Source organism: Nitratireductor sp. WH36-1 (assembly GCF_058725515.1).
In genome coordinates this window covers 1,752,072-1,775,919 of record NZ_CM178970.1, presented here as the reverse complement: position 1 = coordinate 1,775,919, position 23,848 = coordinate 1,752,072, and the positions used below count along the sequence as shown (strand labels likewise).

Annotated in this window: 21 protein-coding genes; 12 read left to right on the top strand and 9 right to left on the bottom strand. The window is 60.1% G+C overall.

The window, feature by feature from the left end:
• The first annotated feature begins 226 nt into the window (after window positions 1–226).
• From AC4PTT_RS08450 to AC4PTT_RS08425, 6 genes are all read left to right on the top strand, one after another.
• Window positions 227–358, top strand: coding sequence for a hypothetical protein (locus tag AC4PTT_RS08450; protein WP_492162490.1), 132 nt, complete (start codon window positions 227–229; stop codon window positions 356–358).
• Between the two features lie 172 nt (window positions 359–530).
• Window positions 531–707 (top strand): N-acetyltransferase, encoded by a 177-nt coding sequence (locus AC4PTT_RS08445; protein ID WP_492162489.1) that lies wholly within the window; start codon window positions 531–533, stop codon window positions 705–707.
• Window positions 708–1,435: 728 nt separating this feature from the next.
• A complete protein-coding gene (locus AC4PTT_RS08440) occupies window positions 1,436–2,029 on the top strand; it encodes a hypothetical protein (protein ID WP_492162488.1) in 594 nt (197 codons plus the stop codon).
• Window positions 2,026–4,278: a TnsB C-terminal domain-containing protein gene (locus AC4PTT_RS08435; RefSeq protein ID WP_492162487.1), complete on the top strand. Its 2,253-nt coding sequence runs from the start codon at window positions 2,026–2,028 to the stop codon at window positions 4,276–4,278. The genes AC4PTT_RS08440 and AC4PTT_RS08435 overlap by 4 nt, the downstream gene beginning before the upstream one ends.
• A 22-nt stretch (window positions 4,279–4,300) precedes the next feature.
• A complete protein-coding gene (locus AC4PTT_RS08430; protein ID WP_492162486.1) occupies window positions 4,301–5,371 on the top strand; it encodes an ATP-binding protein in 1,071 nt (356 codons plus the stop codon).
• A 10-nt stretch (window positions 5,372–5,381) separates the two neighbouring features.
• A complete protein-coding gene (locus AC4PTT_RS08425; RefSeq protein WP_492162485.1) occupies window positions 5,382–7,208 on the top strand; it encodes a TniQ family protein in 1,827 nt (608 codons plus the stop codon).
• 361 nt (window positions 7,209–7,569) lie between these two features.
• Here AC4PTT_RS08425 and AC4PTT_RS08420 read toward each other — a convergent pair whose 3' ends face one another.
• Window positions 7,570–8,472 carry a LysR family transcriptional regulator gene (locus AC4PTT_RS08420; RefSeq protein WP_492162484.1) on the bottom strand — a complete coding sequence of 301 codons (903 nt, stop codon included), beginning with the start codon at window positions 8,470–8,472 and terminating at the stop codon, window positions 7,570–7,572.
• A gap of 104 nt (window positions 8,473–8,576) precedes the next feature.
• Between AC4PTT_RS08420 and AC4PTT_RS08415 the strand changes: the two genes are divergently transcribed.
• Complete coding sequence (locus AC4PTT_RS08415; protein ID WP_492162483.1) at window positions 8,577–9,701, top strand: FAD-dependent monooxygenase; 1,125 nt, start codon at window positions 8,577–8,579, stop codon at window positions 9,699–9,701.
• A 228-nt stretch (window positions 9,702–9,929) separates the two neighbouring features.
• Here AC4PTT_RS08415 and AC4PTT_RS08410 read toward each other — a convergent pair whose 3' ends face one another.
• From AC4PTT_RS08410 to AC4PTT_RS08390, 5 genes are all read right to left on the bottom strand, one after another.
• The gene (locus AC4PTT_RS08410; protein ID WP_492162482.1) at window positions 9,930–10,658 is read right to left on the bottom strand and encodes a class I SAM-dependent methyltransferase; all 729 of its coding nucleotides are present in this window, start codon (window positions 10,656–10,658) and stop codon (window positions 9,930–9,932) included.
• Window positions 10,659–10,883: 225 nt separating this feature from the next.
• The gene (locus tag AC4PTT_RS08405) at window positions 10,884–11,486 is read right to left on the bottom strand and encodes a thioredoxin domain-containing protein (RefSeq protein ID WP_492162481.1); all 603 of its coding nucleotides are present in this window, start codon (window positions 11,484–11,486) and stop codon (window positions 10,884–10,886) included.
• Window positions 11,483–12,850: an ATP-binding protein gene (locus AC4PTT_RS08400; RefSeq protein ID WP_492162480.1), complete on the bottom strand. Its 1,368-nt coding sequence runs from the start codon at window positions 12,848–12,850 to the stop codon at window positions 11,483–11,485. Before AC4PTT_RS08400 ends, AC4PTT_RS08405 begins: the two co-directional genes overlap by 4 nt.
• Window positions 12,847–13,512: a response regulator gene (locus AC4PTT_RS08395; protein ID WP_492162479.1), complete on the bottom strand. Its 666-nt coding sequence runs from the start codon at window positions 13,510–13,512 to the stop codon at window positions 12,847–12,849. Before AC4PTT_RS08395 ends, AC4PTT_RS08400 begins: the two co-directional genes overlap by 4 nt.
• 45 nt (window positions 13,513–13,557) lie before the next feature.
• A complete protein-coding gene (locus AC4PTT_RS08390) occupies window positions 13,558–14,346 on the bottom strand; it encodes a L,D-transpeptidase (protein WP_492162478.1) in 789 nt (262 codons plus the stop codon).
• A gap of 150 nt (window positions 14,347–14,496) precedes the next feature.
• Here AC4PTT_RS08390 and dsbD point away from each other — a divergent pair, with 150 nt between their 5' ends.
• Genes dsbD through AC4PTT_RS08375 form a run of 3 tightly spaced genes read left to right on the top strand, consistent with a single transcriptional unit; the run spans window position 14,497 to window position 17,740 of the window.
• Window positions 14,497–16,317: a protein-disulfide reductase DsbD gene (dsbD, locus tag AC4PTT_RS08385; RefSeq protein WP_492162477.1), complete on the top strand. Its 1,821-nt coding sequence runs from the start codon at window positions 14,497–14,499 to the stop codon at window positions 16,315–16,317.
• Between the two features lie 2 nt (window positions 16,318–16,319).
• Window positions 16,320–17,147: a prolipoprotein diacylglyceryl transferase family protein gene (locus AC4PTT_RS08380; protein WP_492162476.1), complete on the top strand. Its 828-nt coding sequence runs from the start codon at window positions 16,320–16,322 to the stop codon at window positions 17,145–17,147.
• Window positions 17,144–17,740, top strand: a complete 597-nt coding sequence (locus AC4PTT_RS08375) for a DsbA family protein (protein ID WP_113155542.1) — start codon at window positions 17,144–17,146, stop codon at window positions 17,738–17,740. The genes AC4PTT_RS08380 and AC4PTT_RS08375 overlap by 4 nt, the downstream gene beginning before the upstream one ends.
• A 118-nt stretch (window positions 17,741–17,858) precedes the next feature.
• Here AC4PTT_RS08375 and AC4PTT_RS08370 read toward each other — a convergent pair whose 3' ends face one another.
• Complete coding sequence (locus AC4PTT_RS08370) at window positions 17,859–18,860, bottom strand: glycoside hydrolase family 25 protein (RefSeq protein WP_113155543.1); 1,002 nt, start codon at window positions 18,858–18,860, stop codon at window positions 17,859–17,861.
• A 158-nt stretch (window positions 18,861–19,018) separates the two neighbouring features.
• On the opposite strand from AC4PTT_RS08370, the gene AC4PTT_RS08365 reads away from it, so the two are divergent.
• On the top strand, window positions 19,019–20,245 hold the full coding sequence (locus AC4PTT_RS08365) for a GGDEF domain-containing protein (protein WP_492162475.1): 1,227 nt from the start codon (window positions 19,019–19,021) through the stop codon (window positions 20,243–20,245).
• Between the two features lie 483 nt (window positions 20,246–20,728).
• Here AC4PTT_RS08365 and AC4PTT_RS08360 read toward each other — a convergent pair whose 3' ends face one another.
• Complete coding sequence (locus AC4PTT_RS08360; RefSeq protein WP_113155545.1) at window positions 20,729–21,193, bottom strand: aminoacyl-tRNA deacylase; 465 nt, start codon at window positions 21,191–21,193, stop codon at window positions 20,729–20,731.
• 490 nt (window positions 21,194–21,683) lie between these two features.
• Here AC4PTT_RS08360 and AC4PTT_RS08355 point away from each other — a divergent pair, with 490 nt between their 5' ends.
• Entirely contained in the window at window positions 21,684–22,397 is a 714-nt protein-coding gene (locus tag AC4PTT_RS08355; protein ID WP_236042258.1) for a L,D-transpeptidase, read from the top strand.
• A gap of 206 nt (window positions 22,398–22,603) precedes the next feature.
• On the opposite strand, the gene AC4PTT_RS08350 is transcribed toward AC4PTT_RS08355, so the two are convergent.
• Complete coding sequence (locus AC4PTT_RS08350) at window positions 22,604–23,653, bottom strand: aldo/keto reductase (RefSeq protein ID WP_113155546.1); 1,050 nt, start codon at window positions 23,651–23,653, stop codon at window positions 22,604–22,606.
• Between the last annotated feature and the right edge of the window lie 195 nt (window positions 23,654–23,848).

Here is a 23,848-nt window from a genome sequence, read left to right as displayed (position 1 = left end):
AGAATACATTACAATATATATTTGCTTATTGCCGATTAATTGCTGCGGGGCTGAGGGTGTGCACCAGCAAGGCAGGAAGGCCAATGAGACATGTCACGAATGGCTCTATAAAACTTGGAGCCTACAGCTTAACTACAGAAGGGATTGTCGCGCCTCCCCCGATCTCAGGGGATGTGAAGTTAGAGTCTTCTCAGCATGATGAGCGAGATTCACCGAGGCGCAGATCATGGGCATCCTGCGTCAGATGGAGAGCGGCGTGCTGGTATCCAAGCTGTGCAGAGAATACGGCATGAGCAGCGCCACGGTCTACAGTTTGCACTCAAGTAGAGTGGGATGGACGCCACAGCCTTACCAGTGAGATGAAAGCCAGGGCGGAAGAGAATGATATGGCCAGCTCAACGCCGAGAGTTCGCCGCAAAGGCGGCGGTTATGAAGGGCGTCAGCATTGCGCTTGCATGCCGGATATTTAATCTATCAGAGCCTTGGAAATGCTTGGGATCGGGCACGGATCAGCATTTATCGGAGCAAGAATGAAAGCACTGTTCGAAGCAGGCGCACCCGTTATCGCCACAGATCCGAACCCAGCCAATGAACGAGCCATTGCCGTAGATAAAAAACTGGGCTTCAAATCGTCCGGGTCCCCTCAAAATACAAAATGGGGTCTGATCTTACCAATGTTCGCGATGCGCAAAAATGAACACCGATGAATACAAACTTCATTTCACAAAAATGTTAATCAAAATAAAAACGCCACATTACAAAATTAGAAAATTTAATTCAAAATAATCATTATTATATCGTATGAACGAAAGAATGATTTTGTCAGAATCCGAAATCTGATATTTGAGCGATACTACCACACAATATTGTGTTGCAAATCTGCAACAATCTACCTAATGAGTGCAATCGTTGGGTACTGAGATATTGATCTCCTCCGCATAGGCTGACATAAGCCGCATCCCGATGCACCCATCGGCAAACACAGGACCGGAACAACATGATCATATTCATATCGATACGTAAGCGGGACGACCGCGCGGCGACAGCCTAAACATCGGTGTGAGTTCATGCCGATGTTCAGCATCGGTGTCCGGATCGTCCTTTCGAAAAGCAAGATCATCAGCTTTGAAAGGACAGCAAATGAGCGAACGACTTTTTCTAAATCACCTGCATGACCGTCGTGCGGGCATTGCCTTGGCGTCGGGAAACATTCCCACGACAACGAGCTTCCTGCGCCCTGACCACGTGTTCATGGGCCGCGTGATCGAGACCGCGGGAGGAGGGTGCGAAATATCGTGCCGTCCGCACGAACCATGTTTTGAGCATGACCCAAGTTTGGGTACCGCCTGGAGAATCTAAAGCTTCTCGACGTTTCGATTGGAAAACCAAGGCATCAACGCGCGCAAGCGTGGCAAACGTCGCATCGAACCGCTGCATGATCGCAGAAAGCCTGCTTGAGGCCAAAGCGATGACAGTCCTATTGGCTAGACGCAATGTCCTGGAAGTTTGGGAACAGCCAGAGCCGGTCTGGTTCGTCGACCATGACGGCGTGAAACGCAAACACACGTTTGACCTGCTCGCGCAGTTCGATGACGGCTGCCGAGTAGCCTATGCGGTAAAGCCTTACAGCCGTGTAAGACGAACCGGCCTCGATCTCGAGATTGAGTTGATCCGGCAGCAAAGTCTGGCCCAGATTGCTGATAAGGCGGTCATCCTCACGGAGAAGCAGATCTCCCGTGCACGTGTGTACAACGCTGAACAAGTGCTCAGAGCACGGCAAATGCGCAATGAACAGGATTGCACAGAGCTTCGCCGCATCGTCTCCGACATCACAGGCTCAGTGCCGGTCCACGCTCTACTGAAAGAGACGCCGGATCCCGGCCTCGCAAGGACCGCCTTCTGGTGCCTGATCGATGACGGTGTCCTCGAAGCTATCAATCAAGACCCTCTGCACACGCGCATCTGTGACCACACGTTCGTACGCGTGAACCACGATGTGCTTGCCGCACAAAAAGGAGATTTCAAATGAGCATCGCTGAAACCATTGCATCTGTTGGAGCGACCGCTCCCGTTGTTACCGTTTATCGTTTCGGTCGGCAGGATCGTATTAGGATCGGAAAGACGGCGTATATGTATGATGGGGGCAATTCCAATGGGCATTTCTTCCGCCGCTATGACAACCCGGACTTGGTCGAGCATTTTCCGCATGAACTCGTCTACCGCAAGTTCACGGATGGCGAACTTCTCGTCGATTGTAACTGGTTTAGCGGGTCTGACGCGCTTGTTCGCTCCGGCCACAGGGCACATCCGGTTACTGATCTGAGCAAGAAGGCCCAAGACACTATCCTCTGGCGACATTCTCTGATCCACGATTTCTTCCGCCACGAAGCCGAAGGCCGATACTCTCGCTCGGATGAAAGCCTCACCAAGTACATGCATGTACGGCAAAAGGAACTCGATGATGCCGAGGCGTGCGCGAAGGGCAAGAAACCTCGCGGAGGGACCAAAGAAGTTCGGCGAGCTCCGGTAACGCCTCGCACATTCCGTCGCTGGCTGAAAAAATACGAGCAAACCGGGTTTGACGCCCGTTCTCTCCGAGACGAATATCGCTATCCTGGCACGCGTCCGTCCCGTTTCACAGCTGAGGAAACTGAGATCCACCGCAGGTGGGCTGCGAGGTACGCCAGCTCTAACCAACCATCGAAGGCCACCCTGTTCAGAGACATGAATGCGGAGCTTGCTTTGGAGAACAAGAAGCGTGAGCTGAATGGCGAGAAAGCTCTCCGCTCTCCCAGCCGGCGCACCTTCGAAACGATGATCGACAAACTCGACCACTTCTTCGTGCTGGCCGGAAGAAAGGGCACGGACTACGCGACAAATAAACTCCAGATCACCCAGTCAGGCGTCAACGCCGAACGTCCTCTGGAGCGCGTGGAGATGGATGAGTACCAGGTAGAGTTGATGACGATCCTTATGGATATCGGCATCTGGGACACTCTTTCCAAAGAACAAAAGGAAGCGGTCAAACCCGCGCGCGTCTGGCTGTCGCTCGCAATTGACGCTGCCACTCGGTGCATTCTGGCAATGCGGTTTATCGCCAAGCCACCGTCGGCCGAGTCGTCCATCGTTACATTGGAGATGGCGGTTCATGACAAACAGTACATCGCAGATGCAGTAGGGACCCACACGCCTTGGGAAATGCACGGCAGGCCGGAAAACGTCTACACGGACGCCGGCGCTGCCTTTGTAGCCAATTCTTTCAAGGCGACGGTACTGGCGCTGACTGGCAACGCTGTTATCCCAGCTTCCGGAAAGCCATACCTGCGGGGGACTGTGGAGCGTATGTTCCGGACCATTCGACAGAAGTTCCTCTCTTGGTACACTGGTCAGACATTTGCGAACGTCGTGGTCCGGGGTGACTATGACTCGGAAGGCAACGCGTCTATCTCCGTGGAGGAACTGAACCGCCTTCTCGTCCGCGCCATTGTGGATGCCTATCACAATACGCCGCATACGGGACTTGCAGGCGAAACGCCCCGCAATGCGTGGCTCCGCAAAACAAAGCAAAACCCGGTCGCCAAACCGCCAGATGTCTTTCAGCGTCGGAGCATTTTCGGGATCCAATGCTCGTGCAGGATTGGCAGCAAAGGCGTCCGCTTCCTGGGGATCCATTACCAGTCACCGCTGCTCCAAAAGATCCGGGCCTCGAAGGCAAAGCCCTCCGTTCAGATCCGCGTGAACCGCTTCGATCTCGGCGAAATTTCGTTCTGGCATGAGGAGACCGGCGGATGGGCTGTGGCCCGACCACGTTTCGAAGGTTTTAAGGGCGTCAGCGTGTGGGAATGGACTGCAGCAGTCAGACACCTCACCAGTATCCACGCCAAAAATGCCAGTGTTTCCCAAGCAGTAGTGGCCGAGACCATCACCGAATGCCGAACCTTCGGCGAAATGGCTGTCCAACGCGCAGAGCTTGGCTCACCAGTGATGAACACTGACGACCTCAGTGAAGCCGACCGGAAGCTCTTCCTTACATTCGAGATGATGGAAGACGGCGAGGTCCACACACCTAGGGGCAGCGAAGTCATCACCCTTCCGGAGAGAAGTCGAGAAGACCGGCCAGCCGATGACCTCAATCCCGATGATGATGACGTTCGCGCTGCCCCTGTAGCGCGGGAGCCGCAACCATCCCCTTACGAAATGCAAGTTGAATCCTACGCCGATGACGACGACGGATCCAACGAAGCCGATCGCACTGACGACTGGTCGTTCGATGACTGATAAAAGAGAAAGGAACCCAAACATGGAGACGTTGGAGCACCCCCATTTTACAGAAGACGCCGCAGAGGCACTCAACCGTCTGAGATCGGCAATGCCCGACCGATCACGTGAGCGGGCAAAACGCCTTGCAAAGCTGCATTCGAAGCACGTCTCCACTCCAAGGGATGACGCTCTTGCAACTGAGATCGAGATGCTAATCCAGAATGCCGCCGGCTCGCAGGACAGCGTACGCCGTGATGGGTCGGCGCTGGTGGTTATCGGAGATTCCGGGGCGGGGAAGACGACTCTTCTCAAACGCATCATCGCGGACAGACCCGAATTTGCGCCCTATGAGGACCGCTACGGCATCTCGACATCTCCCCTTATCAGCGTCGTTGCCCCCTCCCCTTGCACGCTTAAGCAATTGGGCCGGGAGGTACTCAGAGCGCTAGGATATCCCCTCTCCCGAGAAATCAAAGAGCACATGGTGTGGGAGCTCGTCCGTCAGCAGATCCGGATTCGTAAGGTGATGTTTATTCACATCGATGAGATGCAGCATGCGGTGAACACGCTGAACGACAACGAACAGCAGAAGCTGTCGGATACGATCAAGAACGTCATGCAGCAGCCGGACTGGCCTGTGTCGTTTATCCTGTCTGGTATTCCGACACTCGCCCGCTTGGTCTCATCCGATGTGCAGCTTATGCGCAGATCCCGCATCTTCGAATTCAGTAACCTGGAATTTGCTAAACACGCCGCCTCCGTACGAAGGATGATCGAACACATGGTCACGAAGCATGCCGAAATGCAGCTCGCCTCGGCCCTGCCAGACGAGTTCATCCACCGCCTGCTCCACGCCGCTTACGGCCGCTTCGGCGTTGTAATTCAGATCGTCCGCGGCGCGATCGAGCAAGCGATGTCCGATGAAGCTGCAGGCGAACAGGTGAAGGCAAGACATTTCGCGGCGGCTTACAGCCGCTTCTCCGGTTGTACGGAGGACGAGAACGTTTTTCTTCGCACCGACTGGCAAATGCTACAGCCTTCGGCGGCTCTCGTCCGAAATCGTCCGACTGAAGGAGGCACCCCTGCCTTGAAGCGCCCCAGCAAGTTTTGAGGAGACAGGTATGCCCAAGTTAACGATCAGAACCCGTCTTCATTCCGGCGAAACTCTGGCAAGCTTCTGCTCCAGATTAGCGGCTGTGAACGGCCGCCCGAAAGCACGCCACTTCTGCGCCGATATGGGCTTCAGCTTTCAGGACGTCGTCGACGGCAGTGACAGTGCCCTTTCGAGGCTTGCATATCTTACGGACATCGACGTGAAGTCTCTCCAGGAAAGCGCGATCCGGAGAACGGCGGACGGATACGAAGCCGATGGTCAGCGGGTGACACGGAACCTGATGATCCGCAACCGCCTGCGTCTCTGTCCGGAATGCCTGGCTGAGGACATGCGCAGCCAGGATGAACATCCACTGGCACGGGCATGGGGCCGCAGGAAATGGCTGATCTCGTTCATCCGGACATGTGACGTCCACAACGTCTCGCTTGTCGAGTGCTCCGTGCAGCAGGAGCCTTCGATGATCCATGACTTTGCTGCGATGGTAAAAGCGGACCACGGGGAAATCCTGGAAGCGGCCAAGCATTCGGTTGTGCGCGAACCTTCAGCTTTCGAACATTATCTCCTCGATCGGATTAAAGGACACATCGGTGCCGCTCCCTTCCTGGACGCACTGCCCTTCTATGTCGCTGCAAGGTTCACAGAGCTATTGGGTGCTGTGGTGACGCGAGGACTCAAGGCTCCAATCCGCGGCTTCAGCGGGGACGACTGGTGGCAAGCAGGGACAGCCGGCTTTTCCGTCACCTCCTGCGGTGAAGATGGAATCCGTAACTGGCTATCGGAGAAGCAGGCCTCATTCGGGGGTAAGACCGGGGATGTTGGAGGACGGGCGCTTTACGGTCGTCTGTACGAAACGCTCGCACACGACTGCGACGACCCCGCTTACGATCCGGTTCGAAAGCTGATCCGCGAGCACGCGATCGACACCCTTCCTCTCGGCCCGGGTGATGACTTCTTCGGGCCGATCACAGATCGACGCTGGCATTCGGTACAGTCGGCCTCCAAAGACTTCGGCCTGCACCCAAAGCGCCTAAGAAAGCTTCTCATCGAAGCGGATGTCCTCTCCAAGGATGCTGCGACGCTCGCCAATGCCCGCATCATGCTCGACGCTGAGGAGATCGCGGAATTTATTGCGGAGATCGAGGGCACCGTATCCGCAAAGGAGGCGCAGGAACTCGTCAACGCACCACGGGTTCACTGGGGCATCCTGGTCGACCGGGGTTACCTTGCACCCCACGTTGGGGCGGGAGCCAAACACGGCCTCCAATTCCGATTTCGTCGCGAAGATGTCAGTGTGTTTTTAAACCGACTGCTGGCAAACACGAAGCAGTTGACGGACCAGGAATCCGAATTGTGTAGCATCCCTCAGGCCGTTCGGAGGGCGAACTGCAAGACGGTCGAGATCCTGGATCTACTGTTGGCTGGGAAGCTGGAGCGCGCTTTCCGCGATCCCAGCCGGCACGGCTACATGGCAGTGCTGATCGACCCGACCGAACTTCGCGAAAAGACAATGCTCGAAGACCATGGCGGACTCTCACTGCGTGAAGTTGAACGTCAGCTGCGAGCGACTACCAACGTCGTGAAAGCTCTGATCGAGCACGGGCACCTATCTGCGCGCACCGCGGTAAACCCGATCAATCGGTGCCCGCAAACGGTCGTCATGCCGGAGGACCTGGCTCGCTTCCAACAGGCCTACGTGTCCCTCATGAACCTCGCCAAGGAGCGTGGCGAGCATTTCAGAAAGGTCAAGAACGAGCTCAATAGCCGTGGTGTCGAACCTGCATTCGTGGCCGACCTTATCGGGGCCCGGTTTTATCCACGAGCCGAACTCCAGTAAGCCTCGATAGACACGAGTATCTAGATCAGCGCCTCGGCAATGCCGGGGCGTTTTTTTTTAACCGCTTCGCTCCCTGCCGCTCAAAGCACTCGACTTTGGGACACCACCAAGCTGCCATTGCGGACAAACTAAATTGCCGCCTTTCACCCCGTATTCAATAATTTCAATGAGTTATCCTTAGCATTGGGACAAACTATGCTCGCCCTCACACATTGAGGAGGGCAACATGGTTTGTCCTCCTGCACCCTGAAATGTCCGCAATGGCAGTTTGGTAATTTGCCGGCGCCATGCGACGACAGAACCAGAGAAAATCCGGGTCCATCGGCCCGGATTTTTTCGTTTCAGGCGTTATCGGAAGCCTTCATTCGACCGGACCCGCAGAGAACTCAGCGAGCGCCGATTGAAGGTGCTCCAGGAACGCCTTCACCCTGACCTGCGGATATTTTCTGCCTGAGTAAAACCCATAAAGCACCAGATCCTCTGGCGCGGGCTCGGGATCAATTTTGATGAGGGAGCCGGCATCGATGTCTGACTGACAGGCATGAAGGGGCAAAACGGCAAACCCCAGCCCTTTCAGCGCCGCCGCCCGCGCCATCTGGCCGCTGTTCACCCTGTAGCTGGATCGCACCTGAACGGTCTGGTCAGGCTTGAAACGCCAGGGCATTCCCTGAAGCACCGACATGCTCGTAATACACGGGGCCCTGCTCAACGCCTCCAGCGATTGCGGCGCCGGGTATCGCTCCAGAAGCTCTGGCGCAGCCACCACACAGCTCGGCCAGCGCAGGATTTCCCTTGCAACCCAGCCGGAATTCTCCAGCGGCCCGCGTCCAAAGCGCAACACCAGATCGAACCCTTCCAGCAATCCGTCCGTCGGGTCCAGCCGGGTGTCACAGCTAAGCTGTATCTGCGGATTCCAGGCACAGAAATCCGCGAGGATGTCAGCCATGAATGGAAGATCTGGCGTGATGATCCGCAGGTGACCGGACAGGGTATCTCCGAACAGGGACACCTCTTCCAGAGCATCATCCATCGCTCGCGTCAGCGGTGTCATGGACCGGTAAAGCTGCTTGCCTGCCGCCGTCGGGATCATCTTCCGCGTCGTGCGTTCCAGCAAACGAACATTGAGCTGCCGCTCCAGCAAGGCGACATGCCGGCTGACATTGGATGTCGGCAACTGAAGCTGCTCCGCCGCCAGCTTGAAGCTCAGCTTGTCATAGACCGCCTGGAAGCAGAGCAACCACTGAAGTTCGATTTTTTCCAGCATCCATTCGCCCAAATAACGGGATTAACAAAGCAACAAAGCCAAATTTATCGCCAATCAGGAGCTCGATACAAGCTGCATCAGATTTCTTGAGCAGGAGAGAGCGGATGACCAGTGCAAAGCGAATTGCCATCGTGGGCGCCGGTGTCGCCGGTATGGCGCTCGCCATTTTCGCCACCAGACAAGGCCATCAGGTAAGCCTGTTTGAGCGTGGCAGTGCGGTTTCCTCGATGGGAGCCGGGGTCACCCTGTGGCCGAATGCCGTCTTCGTTATGGAGCAGATGGAGCTGGCAGACGCCATCAAACGCAAGGGCGGCGCACCCCGCTTCATATGCCAGTTCGATCAGCACGGCATCCAGAAGGCCGAATTCGATATTCTGGAAGTGAACAGGCTGTGCGGCTTCCCGAGCGTGACCATATTGCGTCGCGATCTCATGCGCATTCTGGCCAAGGCGTTGCATGCACTGGGCGTCGACATCAAGTTCAATCGCACAATTGCCGCGCAGGATATCGAGGGGCTCAGGACGCAGAATGATCTCGTCGTCGGCGCAGATGGCCGCATGAACTCGGCGGTGCGTCAGGCGATCCATGCAGAAGACGCGCTCCCCCGTTATCAGGGTTTCATCAACATTATCGGCATCAGCCAGCCGGAGCGTGGCGTCATCGATGCCGCCATTCACGATTTCTGCGGGGCGGGAGAACGTTTCGGCATCGTCCCTGTTGGTGATGGTCTGTGTTTCTGGGCAGCCGCGTGGCGCACCCCGATCGACAGGACGCGCCCATTGCCCGTCTGGTACGATGAGATGGACCAGCGTTTTCGGGACTGGCCCGGCCCGGTCCGGAATGTGCTGCAATCGCGCGACGAAACATCGCTCAATCGCATTTTCGTCCATGACCTCGATCCCCTGCCCCATTGGCATCGGGACAATGTGCTGATCATCGGGGATGCAGCCCACGCTCCCCTGCCCACCTCCGGCCAGGGCGCCTGTCAGGCGTTGGAAGACGCGTGGCATCTTTCCAGAATGCTGGAAGAACATGATCGTCTGGAGACCGCGCTTTCGCGTTTTTATGAGACGCGCATCGTGAAGACGTCCGCGGCGCAGTCTGCGGGGCGACAGGTCGCACAGCGAATTTTTGGAGACCAGTCGAAGTCCAGTCCCCCTGCCCCCGGGTTCTCCGCCGGGCAGTTGAGCCGTCTCTGGATGCAGGGTCTCGAAAAAGGATCAGGGTAATCGCAAATGGGCAATCAGCCTCATCGCCCTGATCGTAATTCCGGGGCTTCTGCTCGATTGCATACTCGCAGGCTACCCAAAGCCCGGCCATGTGTCGGCTTATCTTCTGGGCGCGGCTTTCGCCATGGCGTTTGCTGTCCATGGACACAGGGCACCGCGCCCGCGCCCCAGAGAAAACAGGCGAGAAACCCCGCCTCATTCAGCTTGAAACGGGCGACCTGCCCGCCCTCACCGCCCGGCCGAAACCAGCAGCATCATCGGCCGCTCCAACTCCTCGGCCAGATCCGGCATCTCCGCGATCTGCGCCCTGGTCGGTGCGAATTCCCTGATCTCACGCAGCGCAAACCCTGTGCCGACAAGCGTGTTCAGCGTCGTCGCCATGGTGCGGTGATATTTGAGCACGCCGCTTGCGAACCAGTTCGTTCGCCGCTCCCCCTCCAGCGCGTAGCAATTGACCGGCCAGGTCTTGTGCCCGTCCTCTTCCGGCAGCCAGCGCGGCTGTGTGGCGGCCATGAAGATCGGATGCTCGATGGTGAACACGAATTGCGCACCCGGCGTCAGCGCCGCATGGATCATCCGCACCAGCCGGTCAAAATCCCGGATATAGTGGAAGGTCAGCGCGCTGAAGGCGAAATCGAACGCACCCTGCGGCAGTTCCAGCGTTTCCAGATCGGCAATGCGGTATTCGATGGCCGCATCATTCGTGTCGGCGCGCGCGCGCTCGATCATGTTCTGCGAGACATCGAGGCCAAGAACGCTCCGCGCCCCGGCCTCGCGCAGATAGCGGGAAGCCCAGCCAAACCCGCATCCCAGATCAACCACCCGCCGATCCGTCATATCCGGCAGCATGGCCTTGATGGCCGGCCATTCCGGCGCGCCCGCCAGACCATGCACCTGCCTGGGCAGCTGGCTGTAGCCTTCGAAGAACTCCGGGTTGTCGTAGATGTTCTGTGCCATTGAAAGTCTCCATTCCTTGAAAAAGAACGGGGCGCAGCTTCACGCACAAAACCCCGTCCGCACTGCGGCGAGGTTGCAGGATCATGGACCGCGTCTGGTTGTCAGCGTGTCTTAACCCCCGGCATCTCGCCTGAAGAGATGCCGGCCATCCGGGAAACGATGTGGGTGTCCTGTTCGATCATGACGCCATATTCTCCGCCATGGCGGATCTGTCAAGCTGCGGCCTCAGCGCCCGGAGCGCGCCAGCGCCACCGCTTCCACGATCTCGTCCGCGCTCATCGGCCGGCGATAGAGCCGGTTACCGATCAGGAAACTCGGCGTTCCGGCAAGCTTGAGCGCCTTTGCATGGGCCTCGTTTCGGCCAATCAGCGCATCGATTGCCTTCAGATGCACATCCAGCATGTCACGCACCGCGCCGGCGTCCGCCCCCACGCTGCGCAGCGCATCGTCCACCTTGCCATGCGTCAGCCCGCCCTCAATGGCGATCACTTCATTATGCGCCGCCTCATAGACGCCCAGCGCCGCCGATGCATGCACCATGCGCGAGGCATACCACGCCGCATCGCCATTGATCGGCCAGTCTTTCATCACCAGCCGCAGATTGCCGTCAGAGCGCACGATCTCCTTCAGCGCCGGGTGGATCGCCTTGCAGGAGGGGCAGAGATAATCGAAGAACTCCGCAATGGTCACATCGCCCGCCGGATTGCCCAGCGCCTGAAGCGCCGGGTCGCGCACCATGTCGTTCAGGCTGGGCGCGGCGCGTGCCGCCAGCGGCGCAACCGCCAGCGCGCCGGAGGCTCCAGCCAGAAAGAAACGTCGGGAAATCATGCAGCCGCCTCCGCCTTTCGCACGGTCAGAATGGCGCGCAGACCACCACCGTCGCGGTTTTCGAGCGCCAGCGTTCCGCCCATGCGCGCCATCGCCGCCTGTGCAATGGCAAGCCCCAGCCCGCTGCCGGTTGCCGAGCGGTTTCGCCCGCGCACGAATTTCTCCACCACCTGCGAAAGCTCTGCCTCGGGAATGCCCGGACCGCGATCTTCCACCACAAGGCGTACGCCATCATTCGCCTCGTCTACCCGGCACACCACGCCCGTGCTCTCCGGCGCATGGTTCAGCGCGTTCTCGATCAGGTTGCGCAGCGCCAGCGAGAGGAAATGCGGCTCGACAAGCACCCTGTCCGCGCCTTCGCCATCCGCCTCCACGCTCAGCCGCGCCGCGCCCTGCGGCAGCGGCAGCTCCGCCGCCACACTGCGCATCAGCGCCCGCGCGCTCACGGGTTGCAGGGTCGGCTCACTGTCATTCGCCTCAAGTGCGGTCAGGTCGAGAAGCTGCTTCACAAGCCGGCTCGTTCGATCCACGCCCATGGTGATCTGCCGCAACGCATTGGCGTGCACGGTCGGGTCATCGCTCGCCAGCGCAATCTGCGCCTGCGTTTTCACGCCGGCCAGCGGCGTTTTCAGTTCATGAGCGGCAAAAGCGGTAAAGCTGCGTTCGCGGTCGCGCGCATCTTCCACCCGCTTGAAAAGTCCGTTCAGCGCGTTCACCGCCGGCGCAATCTCCTTCGGCAGACTGGCCGCCTCCAGCGGGCGCAGATCATTGGCCGCGCGCGTCGAAAGCGTTTCGGCCATGTCGCTCAGGGGCGAAAGGCCGCGGCGCACCGAAACGAGAATGACCCCGGCCAGAAACGGCAGGATCAGAAGCGCCGGCACCACCAGCCCCTTGATCACATCGCTCACCAGGCTGTCGCGGATCTGGAGGCTGTCGCCCACCATCACCCGCACGCCCAGAACCTCGTTTTCCACGGTAAACACGCGCCAGCGCTCGCCACCCACTTCGGTCTCTGAAAACCCGTCCTGAATTTCCGTCAGCTGGGCTTCCGGCGCATTTTCCGAGCGCCCCACAAGGCTGCCTTCCAGCGTCCAGATCTGGCAGGAGAGCTGGCGTTCATAGGGGCGATTGCTGAGTTCGAACTCCCCCATCGCCTTGCGGGCGGCATTTTCCTCCAGCCCCACCTCGATGCGGTGGTCGGAAAGGAGCGAATTGACCATCCGCGCCGCTTCCATCAGCCGCGCATCCAGCACCCGCTCCACCTCGGCCTGCGTGCTGAGATAGATCCAGCCGACCGCGAGCAGCCACACCAGCCCGGTCGAGCCCATGAGGATCAGGATCAGCCGTGCGCGGATGGATCTCATGCGCCCGTCTCCCGGAGCCGATAGCCAACCCCGCGCACGGTTTTGATGAAATCGGAGCCAAGCTTCGAGCGCAGCTTGTGGATGTGCACCTCCACGGCGTTGCTCTCCACCTCTTCCTGCCAGCCATAGATCGTTTCTTCCAGCGCCGGCTTGGAAAGGATGCTTTCCGGCCGCTCCATCAGCGCCGCCAGAAGCGCGAATTCGCGCCGCGTCAGGATCACCGGATCACCGTCGCGGCTCACCGACTGGTTTGCCGGATCGAGCGTCACCCCGCCCCATGCAAGCGTTGCGCTGGAGCGCCCCTTGCCCCGGCGCACCGCCGCGCGCACGCGCGCCGACAATTCGTCGAGATCAAAGGGCTTTCCCACATAGTCGTCTGCACCGGCATCCAGCCCGGCAATCCGGTCGGGAACCTGATCGCGCGCCGTCAGAAGAACCACCGGCGTGGCGTCACCCCGCCGGCGCAGATCCGAAAGCACGTCGAGGCCAGAGCCATCCGGCAGCATCAGATCGAGCACGACCCCTTCATAGGCCTGCGCGCTGAGCGCGGCGAAAGCGTCCTCGCAGGTGGCCACGGCATCGACCGCAAAGCCGGCAAGCCCCAGCCCCACGGTCAGCCCGTCCAGAAGCAGCGGATCGTCTTCAACCACCAAAAGTCGCATCGCACGCGTCTCATTCGATCAAGCATTCAGACCCGAAGGCCCGCATCAGGTCACCAGAAGATGTTCCATCTTCGGATCGGGAATGACAACAATCGGGCTGCCGTCCCTTACATTATCGTGCAGGTGAATCACATCCTGGTTGATCAGGCGGATACAGCCGGACGAAACCGCCTTGCCGATGCTCCACGGCTCCGGCGTGCCGTGAATGCGGTAAAGCGTGTCCTTGCCGTTCAGATGGATATAGTGCGAGCGTGCGCCAAGAGGATTGCGCAGGCCCGGAGGCATGCCGCCATTGGCGATGCTGTAGGGCTCCAGTTCCGGCCGCCGCGCCACCATTTCGTTCGGCGGCGTCCAGCGCGGCCATTCACGGCGATACGCCATGATCGCACGCCCCGCCCAGGAGAAGCCGTCGCGTCCGACGCCAATGCCATAGCGCGTCGCGCGGTTCGGTCCCGTCACGTGGTAGAGATACCTGTTCGGCGTATCCACGATCAGCGTGCCCTTGCGCTCGCTGGTGGGATAATCCACATCCTTGCGCCACCAGCGCTCTTCCAGATGGCTGACATCCACTTCGGGAATGGGAAAACGCTCATTCGGCATGGCGTAATACATCGGCGGAACGACGCGCCTGGGCTTGGGCGGCTCAACCACTTTGGGAGCCTCGGGCCTTGGCGTCGCAACGCAGCCCGAAACCGCCAGCGCGCTTAAACCGGCCAGAAAGCCACGCCGCCCCAACCGTCCTGTACCGACAGAATGTCCATCGCCGATATGTTCCTCGTCCGGTCGGTCGGACGCCCGCATCCGGGCGCTCACGCCCGTGCGAAAATGCGCCATGCTGAAAACTCCTTGCTGCATTGAGCTGTTTGCCGTCTGCCCAAACAACACCCACCTTAAGGCTGCCTTAAGTTGAGGCGTTCAATTCGCTCTCCAGCATCCCGCCATGAAGGTACTATCCCGGCGGTCCACACAATTTGAAGTGACAGAATGAAGACGATCCTGATCGCGCTTGTGGCTTTCCTGTCCGTCAGCCTTGCGCCCGCCCCCGCCTCGGCCCAGACCGCCAAACCGCTGCCGGTCGAAGACGCCTTCACCCTTGAGGTGACCCGCACGCAAGACGGCACGCTTGCCCTCAACTGGCAGATCGCCGAAGGCTATTATCTTTATCGCGATCACATCGGCGCTTCGCAAAACGGCGCGGAACTGCCACTGGAAACCAGCCCCGGCATCCGCAAGGACGATCCCACATTCGGCCTCTCCGAAGTCTATTACGATGCGGCGAGCGCACACTTAGCCGAACAGGTCTTCGGCACATTCGACGTCACGTTTCAGGGCTGTCAGGACGGCGGCATCTGCTATGCACCGGAAAACCGGCAGGTAAACGCCCTGTCGCTTGCCGTCACCACGCCGGCGGCCCCGCAGGCCGCAGCGCCCGTGGAATGGGTCACAGAAGAAGCGCCGGCCTCCGCATCACCCGCCGCCCCCGCAACCAGTGAAGACAACGGCTTCGCGCTTGCCGAAGATGACGGGCTCATCCAGTCGCTGCTCGGTCGCGGCGGCGTTCTGCTCGTTCTGGTCAGCTTCCCGCTCTTTGGCCTGCTTCTCGCCTTCACCCCTTGCGTCTTCCCCATGTATCCCATCATGGCCGGCGCACTGGCGCGCGAGGGCGACCGGCTCACCGCCTGGCGCGGCTTCGAGCTTTCCTCGATCTATGTGATCGCACTCGCCTCCGCCTTCGCGCTTCTGGGCGCTGCCGCCGGCTGGTCCGGGCAGAACCTGCAGCTCGTTCTGCAGTCGCCCGTCACGATCGGCATTCTGTCCGCGCTCTTCGCGGTTCTGGCGCTTTCCATGTTCGGCCTGTTTGAGCTGCAATTGCCCACCGCATGGACAAGCTGGGTGGCAAACCGCACGGGCGGCGTCGGCGGCTCACGCCGCTCGGCGGCCATTCTCGGCTTCTCGTCCGCCCTCATCGTCGGTCCCTGCGTCACCGTTCCGCTTGCCGGCGCACTCCTCTACATCGCCCAGACCGCCGATGTGGCGCTGGGGGCGGCAGCCCTTTTCGGCCTTGGCATCGGCAAGGGCATCCCGCTCATCATCATGGGCACGCTCGGCGGCAAGGCCCTGCCGCGCGCCGGCGCATGGATGGAAAGCGTCAAGCGCGTGTTCGGCTTCGGTTTCCTGGCCACCGCCATCTGGACGGCGACACCCCTCCTGCCCGCCGGCCTTGATCTCGCGCTCTGGTCAGCCCTTCTCATCGCCATCGCAAGCTTCGCCTTCAGCGCAAAGATCGCCGAAACGACGCCGCTCGCCGCCGTCCGCTCGGTTGGCGCGCTGTCGCTCATCTACGGCATCATCCTGATGCTGGGCGCGGCGTCCGGCGGCACCGATCCGTTCAAGCCGCTGGCCCAGATCGCCCAGCGCAGCGAGGCATCCGCCCCCGCCCGCGAACTCGCCTTTCGACAAACCGGCTCGATCCCCGAGCTCAAGGCGCAGCTCGCCAGCGCCGGCGATGCGCCCACCCTCGTCTATTTCACCGCCGACTGGTGCGTCACCTGCCGCGTCATCGAGCGCTCGGTCCTGCCGGATGCCGGCGTGATCGACGGTCTCGACGGTTTCCAGCTCATCAAGGCCGACCTGTCTGACTTCAACGACGAGAACGCAGCTCTCATGAAAGCCCTTGAAGTGGCAGGCCCGCCCACCATGCTCTTCTTCGATCCCGCAGGCCGCGAGGTCGCCGGCACCCGCCTCGTCGGCTCCGTCACGGTGGAAAACCTGACCGGCTCGGCCAGAACCGCAGAGGCGCTCTGATCATGAATGCCGTTTCTCTCGGGCCGCTCGTCCTTGCGGCAGACCGCTTCGCGGTTGTACTCGCCATCTTCGTCTTCCTCATCGTCACCGGCATCATGGCCCGCAAGGTGGACGAACGCTTCAACGCCTGGTCCTGGTGGGCGTTTCTCGGCGGCATCATCGGCGCGCGCCTCGGCCATGTGCTCATCAATATGGAAAGTTTTGTGGCCGATCCGCTGCGCATTTTTGCGGTTTGGCAGGGCGGCTTCTACTGGCCAACCGGTGCAGCCGCCGTAATCGTCAGCCTGCTCGTCATGCTGCCCACAGGCCGCCAGCGCCTCTGGGCGGTCCTGCCGCTCGCCCTCTCCCTCATCGTCTGGAACACGACATGGCAGCTCACCGGCGGCACCGACCCGCTCGCCGTCCCGGATCAGGCCTTTGAAACGCTGGAGGGCAATGGCTACCGCCTCGAAGAGCACAAGGGCACGCCGCAGGTGGTCAATCTGTGGGCGACGTGGTGCCCGCCCTGCCGGCGTGAAATGCCCATGATGGCCGACATCGCCGCCTCGACGGACGACGTCACCTTCGTCTTCGCCAATCAGGGCGAAGGCCGCACCGCCATCCAGCGCTATCTCGCCGCCTCCGGCCTCTCGCTCGACACGATACTTGTCGACCAGTTCAGCGATCTGTCGCGCTTCTACAGCGCACCCGGATTGCCCGCCACGCTGTTCATCGACGCTGATGGCGTCCTGCAACACGCACATCTGGGCGAAATCTCACGCGAGGTGCTCATCGAAAAGATCGAGAACCTCAAAACCAGCATCAGCCCATCAGGAGACACAAGGCCATGATGAACCGCCGTACCCTGCTCGTCGCCGGCGCAGCGACGCTCGTCACCGCCGCCGGACCGGCCCGCGCCCAGCTTTACCCGACCGTCGAAGAGGTTCTGTTCGACCCCGAAATCCCGGTCATCGGCAATCCGGATGGCGACGTCACCATCGCCGAGTTCTTCGATTACCAGTGCCCCTATTGCAAACGCGGCCACCCGGATCTGCTCGACGTGGTGCGTGAAGACGGCAATGTCCGGCTGGTGATGAAGGACTGGCCCATCTTCGGCGGCCCGTCCGTCCATGCGGCGAGCCTCGTTCTCGCCGCCGGCCCGGATTATGAAGCCGTCCACAACGCGCTGATGGCCACGCCCGGACGACTGACGCAGGACGAGGTCGACGAGACGCTTGCCGCCGCCGGCCATGACCCGGAAAAACTCCTGTCGAACTTCAAGAAGGACCGCCAACGCATTGAAGGGATTCTCTCCCGCAACATGGAGCAGGCCAATGCGTTCGGCTTCAACGGAACGCCGGCATTCCTCTTCAACACCAAGATCCAGTATGGCGCGATGCGCCGCAACGACATTGTTGCCGCCATTGCCGAGGCCCGTGGCTAAAGCAATTCCGGCAAAAACGGGAACCGGTTTTGCGTCCAAAATTGCGCAAAACAAAAACACCGCAAAAGAAAGGGGGGCGTAAAGCCCCCCGAACAAGCGGTCATTTCCGTACAGGCGGTCAGCCCGCCACCTTCCCGACCCAGCGCCACCAGGCGCTTTCATTGCCGTGGAAGACGTTCAGGTCGATCTTGCCGTCAACGCCCTGGCTCAGGCCCGATCCCGAATACTGCCAGAACACCCAGTCACGGCCCGGATAGACCTTCGAGGGATGTTCGGCCACGGCGCGCAGCCAGAACGGATGGTTCGGGAACGCGCCCTTCAGATTGTCCTCATAGAAATCCGGTGCGGTGTAGATGACAGGCCGCTGGCCGTAATGGCGCTCCAGCCGGTCGAGGAAGACCTTCATCTTCTCCAGAACTTCGGCACGCGAGGGCTTCCATTTGCAGCTCGACTGGTGGTTCCACTCCACATCCAGAACCGGCGGCAGCGCGCCCTTCACCTTGGGCACATTGCGAATGAACCACTCGGCCTGGTCAGACGCCTTCCGGCACCAGAAGAAGAAGTGATAGGCGCCCCGGCGAATGCCCGCCTTCGCGGCCCCGTTCCAGTTCGTCTTGAACATTGGGTCGATATGATCGATGCCGTCGGTCGCCTTGATGTAAGCGAAATTCGCGCCACGCGAGCGCAGCTTCACCCAGTCGATGTCGCCCTGCCAGCGCGAAACATCGACGCCATGCACCGCATGATGCTTGGGCGTCACCTTGCCGAAATTGATCGGATGCGCATCCCCGAACCGACTGCGATACACCTTGCCGGAAGAAGAGCTTTTGGGCCGCACGGAGGGCGCCGGCATCGGCGTGATCATCGCCACCTGCTGCAGTGCAGGCGCGGAAACCCGGTCCGGCTCGGCAATCGCCATCATGCCCGCTTCGCTCGCAGGCTCGGCCATCACATCGGCGCTCCCCGCCCCGGGGACACCGACGCCGGGCCGCACAATGGAGCTCGTCACCTCGTTCGAGGGCGGGTCAATCTTGAGCGCTGTATCGATACTGGGGCCACCGGTGCAACCGGCAAGGCCAAGGGTCAGAACGACAGGTCGAAGGAACGCGGGAAGACGCATATACGATCTGCATGGGTTCGAGGGATCTGGTTCCCCGACGTCTTTCGCCGGGGGAATAGCCAGTATTAGCTTCAACTTACCAATAAAGTTTGAATCAAGCCGTTAACCACGCCGCAAGGATGTCGGCCCTGCATCCCGGTTTACCTGGGCTTAATGGAATGGAAACCAAACACCGAAACCAGACGTTAGGCCCCCTTTTGCGAAACTTCCCCTGGGGCAACTGTGGGCATTCGGTTTTGGACAATTTCACCTTATTTGCAGCGAACGCGATTGTCGTTCTCGTCATGGCGATGGTGTTCTTCATCGCAGGACGAGCAAGGAACGAAGTCTACTGGGACTCATGGGGGCTCGCGAATGTGGTGATCGGGTTCGCCCTTCTGACCTTCATGTTCGAAAGATTCTTGCCCGACGTTCTGACAACGCTGTTGCCCAACTCACTGCTTGTTCTCGGATTCAGCCTGCGTTGGCAGGCCGCCCGTCAGTTTGAGAAGCGCAGCGCTCCGCGTTACGTCATGCTGTTACCAGCAGTTGTTTTCGTCGCCTTCTGTGCAGTGCCACCAATATACAGCTCCTATGCAAGCGTCTATTCGACGGTCAACATTGTGCTGACAGTTCTGGCGGCAGGCTGCACATTCGAGTTCTGGCGCAATCGAAGCGACCGGAAGCTATCCAGAACCGGCATGATCATCGCCTATGGCGTTCTAACCGGCATGTTTGCCGCCAGAACCCTCCAAGGGCTTCTGGCCACGAACGACATGGCGCGCCACATTCCCGACGACACCATACTGACGATCCACCTTTCGGTCGCCCTGTTTCATGTCACGGCTTCCGGTGCCTTCGCGCTGGCCCTCGCTTACGAACGCGACGCGACCGAACTGCGCCGCCTTGCCTCCCGCGACGGGCTCACCGGACTCCTGAACCGCAGCGCCTTCGAAACAAGAGCCATGGCGTTCATCAGGGCCAATCCCGAGCAGCCCTTCGCGCTCGCCATCTTCGACCTTGATCATTTCAAACGCATAAACGACCTGCACGGTCATGCAGCAGGCGACCGTACGCTTGTCGCCTGCGCTCAGGCTTTTGACGAGACGTTCGACGACAACGCAATTGTCGCCCGCTGGGGCGGCGAGGAATTCGTCGCCCTTCTGTCTGGACTGTCCAGCGCCGAGGCCGCTCATGCGGTTGAGACGTTGCGGGCCAAAATCTCCAGGCTCGCTGTCCCCGCTGACAACACCGTGATCCACCCCTCCCTCAGTGCTGGCATCTGCCATAGCGACTGCGGCTCACGCGATCTCGAGCATCTTCTTTCCCATGCGGATTCGGGCCTGTATGCAGCCAAGAAAAGCGGGCGAAACCGGGTGAAGCAGATCGTAAACGCTGCCGCCTGACCCACAGAACGGGGATAGATCCCGCGCATCGTCCCCGCACATCCCATAAAGACCGGTCATCGCTTCCCGTTTCGGGGCGCGTTTTCTCCCCTCCCGTTCAAACAGGCTTATCCTCCTCCTTGCCCATCTCGTGGGAAAGCAGGTCGCGACGGTGATCTCGCGGAGATGGGACGGTGCCCGGGCCGGCGGCATAACGTGTGCTGCCGCTGCTAGCGGGCGGCTGGTCCGGCGAAGGACCGCATTCAGACGCGGTCTGGTGCGATGGCCCGCCCCAGGGCGAAGCCTGAACACCCGGTTCCAGGGCGATCCCTGTCGGAAGTTGTCAAGAGCCGGGCGGGTGGCTGAAGGGTCGCACGTTTTACAATAAAGATGAGCGTCGCTTCAGCCGCCCGTCTTCCCACACTCCAGCCAGAACCCGGCGCAGGCGCGGGAGCGTCTCCGCACGCCTGCACTCCACCTGGAAACTGGCAACCGGCAAAGGTTCTAGCTGCTGATATGCGCCCTTGGCATTCCATACATCAACTGCTCGAACCCCTGCCGCGTCACATGCACCAGCGTGCGATGATCGCCGCCCTCGAAATAGACGTCGTCATCGGCATCAAGCGCTTCATCAATCATGCATGCGATGCGGTATGGCGCACCGAACACGGGAACCGCACCCTCATCGCAATCGGGAAACAGCGCCGCCGTTTCCTCCTCGCTTGCGAGCACGACCTTCTCACCCAGAATGTCGGCCACCTTGCCGAGATCGACCTGCCTGGAGGCCGGCACCACGGCCAGCAGATAGCTGTCATCCCATTTGAGCACCACGCCCTTGGCCATTTCGCGGCCCGGAATGTGGCTCACCCGCGCCGTCATGGCAGAGCTTGCCGTGCGGTTGTGTCTGGCCACGTCATAGGGCACGTGGCTGTCTTCCAGAAATTCATGCATCGTCATGGCGATACCCATGGTCCCGTTCCTTTCCTGCCTTCGGGCCGGCAGCGGATGCAGACATGGATTGCGCATCGGCCCTGCCCGGTTTCTGACCCATCGGTCAGCCGGCGCGTCGGGCGCGGTTCTGGATATGCGGACAAGGGCGGCGTCATACCGCCGCTTGCGAAAGCCAGCGCCGCGCCAAACCGTCGTCCGGTCGCCTGCTGGTCTCTCATGCTTCAAGAATACACCCGTCATGCCCGTTGGAAAAGCGCCATGGCCCGGCACACCGCTTTTCGGGCGGGCGCAACCTTACGCAGCGTCACTGTGGGAAAAATGCCTCACCCCGCAATCAGAATGGCCAGTCCCACTACGATTCACGCGACATTCGGGCACGATCGCCGGGATTTGCCACAATTTATCAAGAACCGGGTGGCAAGTGCCCCGCAACGCCTCCGCGCAACCGCGCCTTCGGGGCGAAAGACATCAAAAACCGACCGGTATTTTACACTTAAGGAGAGTTTCCTTGTTCCACACCACTGTTGCACGCGCAGCCAATCGCGGCGCGCGGGTGTTCCTGCTGTTGCTTCTGCCCGCCTTCGCGGCGGCATGCACCACCACCGGCAGCGGGCCCGGCACCTCTGCAAACGCCCCATGGCCGATGCTCTCCTATTATCAGGACATGTATGGCGAGATCGAAGACAACGGCATCGTCATCCCTGCGGTGGACGTGACCAAGATCGACCGCCAGTATCTGCGCCAGATGGTCGACTACCCGACCAGCGAGCCCGTGGGCACGATTGTCATCGATCCGGGCAACCGCTTCCTCTACCTGGTCATGGAAAATGGCAAGGCCATGCGCTACGGCATCGGCGTTGCCAAGGCCGGCCTCGAATACGAAGGCGATGGCGTGATCGGCCGCAAGGCCGAATGGCCGAACTGGGCCCCCACCCTCGCCATGATCGAGCGCGAGCCGGAGCGCTATCGTCCGCTGGCAGCCGGCATGCTGGGCGGCCTCACCAACCCGCTCGGTTCGCGTGCGCTCTACCTCTACAAGGATGGCAAGGACACGCTCTACCGCATCCACGGCACCACCGAGCCGTGGTCCATCGGCAAGTCGGTTTCCTCGGGCTGTATCCGCCTGCTGAACCACGACATCATGGATCTCTACAAGCGCGTTCCACGCGGCGCCCGCATGGTTGTGCTGGGCGCAGGCCAGCCGCAACCCGGCACGGTCTGAACCTTACGGCGCGACAGACAGACAAAAACCCCTGCCATGTTGCCACACGGCAGGGGTTTTTCGTTGTCTCACATCAACTACGGCAACACCGCAACCGACATTATCTAAAGCAATTCCAGGAAAAGTGGAAACCGGTTTTCCGTCCGGAATTGTGCAAAATCAGTACATTAGAGCGTTTTCGTGATTCAACGAAAAGCGGAAACGCTCTAGGGGCTGGGATTGCCGATTTTCTGATGCAGATCATCAACGGCAGTCTGCATTTCCTCGGTCCAGCGCACATCGAGCGCATCAAGCGCCTCTTCGAGCTGCTCCATCTTGGTCGCGCCAATAATGTTCGACGTCATGAAGGGGCGCGAATTGACGAAGGCATGCGCAAAAGCGGCCGGCGTCAACCCGAACGCGCGCGCCATGGTGTTGTAAGCCTTGACCGCATCCTGTGCGCCAAGCTTCTCATAGCGTTTGAGACGGTCAAACAGCGCCTTGCGCGACCCTTCCGGCAGCGCGCCATCGTCGTATTTCCCGGTCAGATAGCCCTGCGCCAGCGGCGAATAGGCAAGCAGGCCCACTTCTTCGCGCTGGCAGGTTTCGGCAAGGTTCACCTCATAGGTGCGGTTGACCAGGCTGTAGGCGTTCTGGAGCGAAACCACACGCGGACCAACGCCCTTGTCGGCTTCGGCGACGTAGCGCATCACGCCCCAGGAGCTTTCGTTCGACAGACCGAAATGGCGGATCTTGCCAGCCTTCACCAGATCGTCGAACACGGCCAGCGTCTCTGCAATCGGCGTCTCGTCGGCCAGCGGCTCGTTCAACGCGGTCACCCGCGTGGGGTTGGAACCGAAAGGGTTTTCCCGGTCCGGCCAGTGGATCTGATAGAGGTCGATATAGTCCGTCTGAAGCCGCGCCAGCGACTTGTCGATGGCGTCCATGATGTCGGCGCGAACGAGCTTCGACGGACGGTCGCCGCGAAACCATTCATTGTCGGTGCGGCCGATCACCTTGGAGGCGATGATGAGCTGATCGCGGTTGCCCCGCTCTTTCATCCATGTGCCCACATAGCGCTCGGTGCGCCCCTGCGTCTCGGCTTTGGGCGGGATGGGATAGAGTTCCGCCATGTCGAGGAAATTCACACCACGCTCGACGGCGCGGTCCATCTGTTCGTGGCCTTCTGCCTCGGTGTTCTGTTCGCCAAAGGTCATCGTGCCCAGGCAAATCTGCGAAACAAGGAGGTCGCTGCGTCCAAGACGGCGCTTTTCCATCAAAAGTCTCCGGATGCTGAAATCTGGCGCGAACGCGCCAATGCCGGCATCATAAGGCCGTTCAGTGGGCGCGCAAGCATCCGCATGCAAAGCAGGACGCATTCGCGCCGCTATCAACGCAATCACGTCACAATACAGTGCAAAACAATTGCTCATCCGGAATGTCGGCTAGAGTATAGAGTCGACAACACGTTC

Bases quoted from the DNA above. Each gene is read 5' to 3' on its own strand.
- AC4PTT_RS08375 (WP_113155542.1), top strand. From the start codon at position 17,144: ATGATGAACCGCCGTACCCTGCTCGTCGCCGGCGCAGCGACGCTCGTC.
- AC4PTT_RS08390 (WP_492162478.1), bottom strand. From the start codon at position 14,346: ATGGCGCATTTTCGCACGGGCGTGAGCGCCCGGATGCGGGCGTCCGAC.
- dsbD (WP_492162477.1), top strand. From the start codon at position 14,497: ATGAAGACGATCCTGATCGCGCTTGTGGCTTTCCTGTCCGTCAGCCTT.
- AC4PTT_RS08405 (WP_492162481.1), bottom strand. From the start codon at position 11,486: ATGATTTCCCGACGTTTCTTTCTGGCTGGAGCCTCCGGCGCGCTGGCG.
- AC4PTT_RS08445 (WP_492162489.1), top strand. From the start codon at position 531: ATGAAAGCACTGTTCGAAGCAGGCGCACCCGTTATCGCCACAGATCCG.
- AC4PTT_RS08350 (WP_113155546.1), bottom strand. From the start codon at position 23,653: ATGGAAAAGCGCCGTCTTGGACGCAGCGACCTCCTTGTTTCGCAGATT.
- AC4PTT_RS08435 (WP_492162487.1), top strand. From the start codon at position 2,026: ATGAGCATCGCTGAAACCATTGCATCTGTTGGAGCGACCGCTCCCGTT.
- AC4PTT_RS08425 (WP_492162485.1), top strand. From the start codon at position 5,382: ATGCCCAAGTTAACGATCAGAACCCGTCTTCATTCCGGCGAAACTCTG.
- AC4PTT_RS08450 (WP_492162490.1), top strand. From the start codon at position 227: ATGGGCATCCTGCGTCAGATGGAGAGCGGCGTGCTGGTATCCAAGCTG.
- AC4PTT_RS08415 (WP_492162483.1), top strand. From the start codon at position 8,577: ATGACCAGTGCAAAGCGAATTGCCATCGTGGGCGCCGGTGTCGCCGGT.
- AC4PTT_RS08420 (WP_492162484.1), bottom strand. From the start codon at position 8,472: ATGCTGGAAAAAATCGAACTTCAGTGGTTGCTCTGCTTCCAGGCGGTC.
- AC4PTT_RS08360 (WP_113155545.1), bottom strand. From the start codon at position 21,193: ATGGGTATCGCCATGACGATGCATGAATTTCTGGAAGACAGCCACGTG.
- AC4PTT_RS08395 (WP_492162479.1), bottom strand. From the start codon at position 13,512: ATGCGACTTTTGGTGGTTGAAGACGATCCGCTGCTTCTGGACGGGCTG.
- AC4PTT_RS08365 (WP_492162475.1), top strand. From the start codon at position 19,019: ATGGAAACCAAACACCGAAACCAGACGTTAGGCCCCCTTTTGCGAAAC.
- AC4PTT_RS08410 (WP_492162482.1), bottom strand. From the start codon at position 10,658: ATGGCACAGAACATCTACGACAACCCGGAGTTCTTCGAAGGCTACAGC.
- AC4PTT_RS08430 (WP_492162486.1), top strand. From the start codon at position 4,301: ATGGAGACGTTGGAGCACCCCCATTTTACAGAAGACGCCGCAGAGGCA.
- AC4PTT_RS08400 (WP_492162480.1), bottom strand. From the start codon at position 12,850: ATGAGATCCATCCGCGCACGGCTGATCCTGATCCTCATGGGCTCGACC.
- AC4PTT_RS08440 (WP_492162488.1), top strand. From the start codon at position 1,436: ATGATCGCAGAAAGCCTGCTTGAGGCCAAAGCGATGACAGTCCTATTG.
- AC4PTT_RS08380 (WP_492162476.1), top strand. From the start codon at position 16,320: ATGAATGCCGTTTCTCTCGGGCCGCTCGTCCTTGCGGCAGACCGCTTC.
- AC4PTT_RS08370 (WP_113155543.1), bottom strand. From the start codon at position 18,860: ATGCGTCTTCCCGCGTTCCTTCGACCTGTCGTTCTGACCCTTGGCCTT.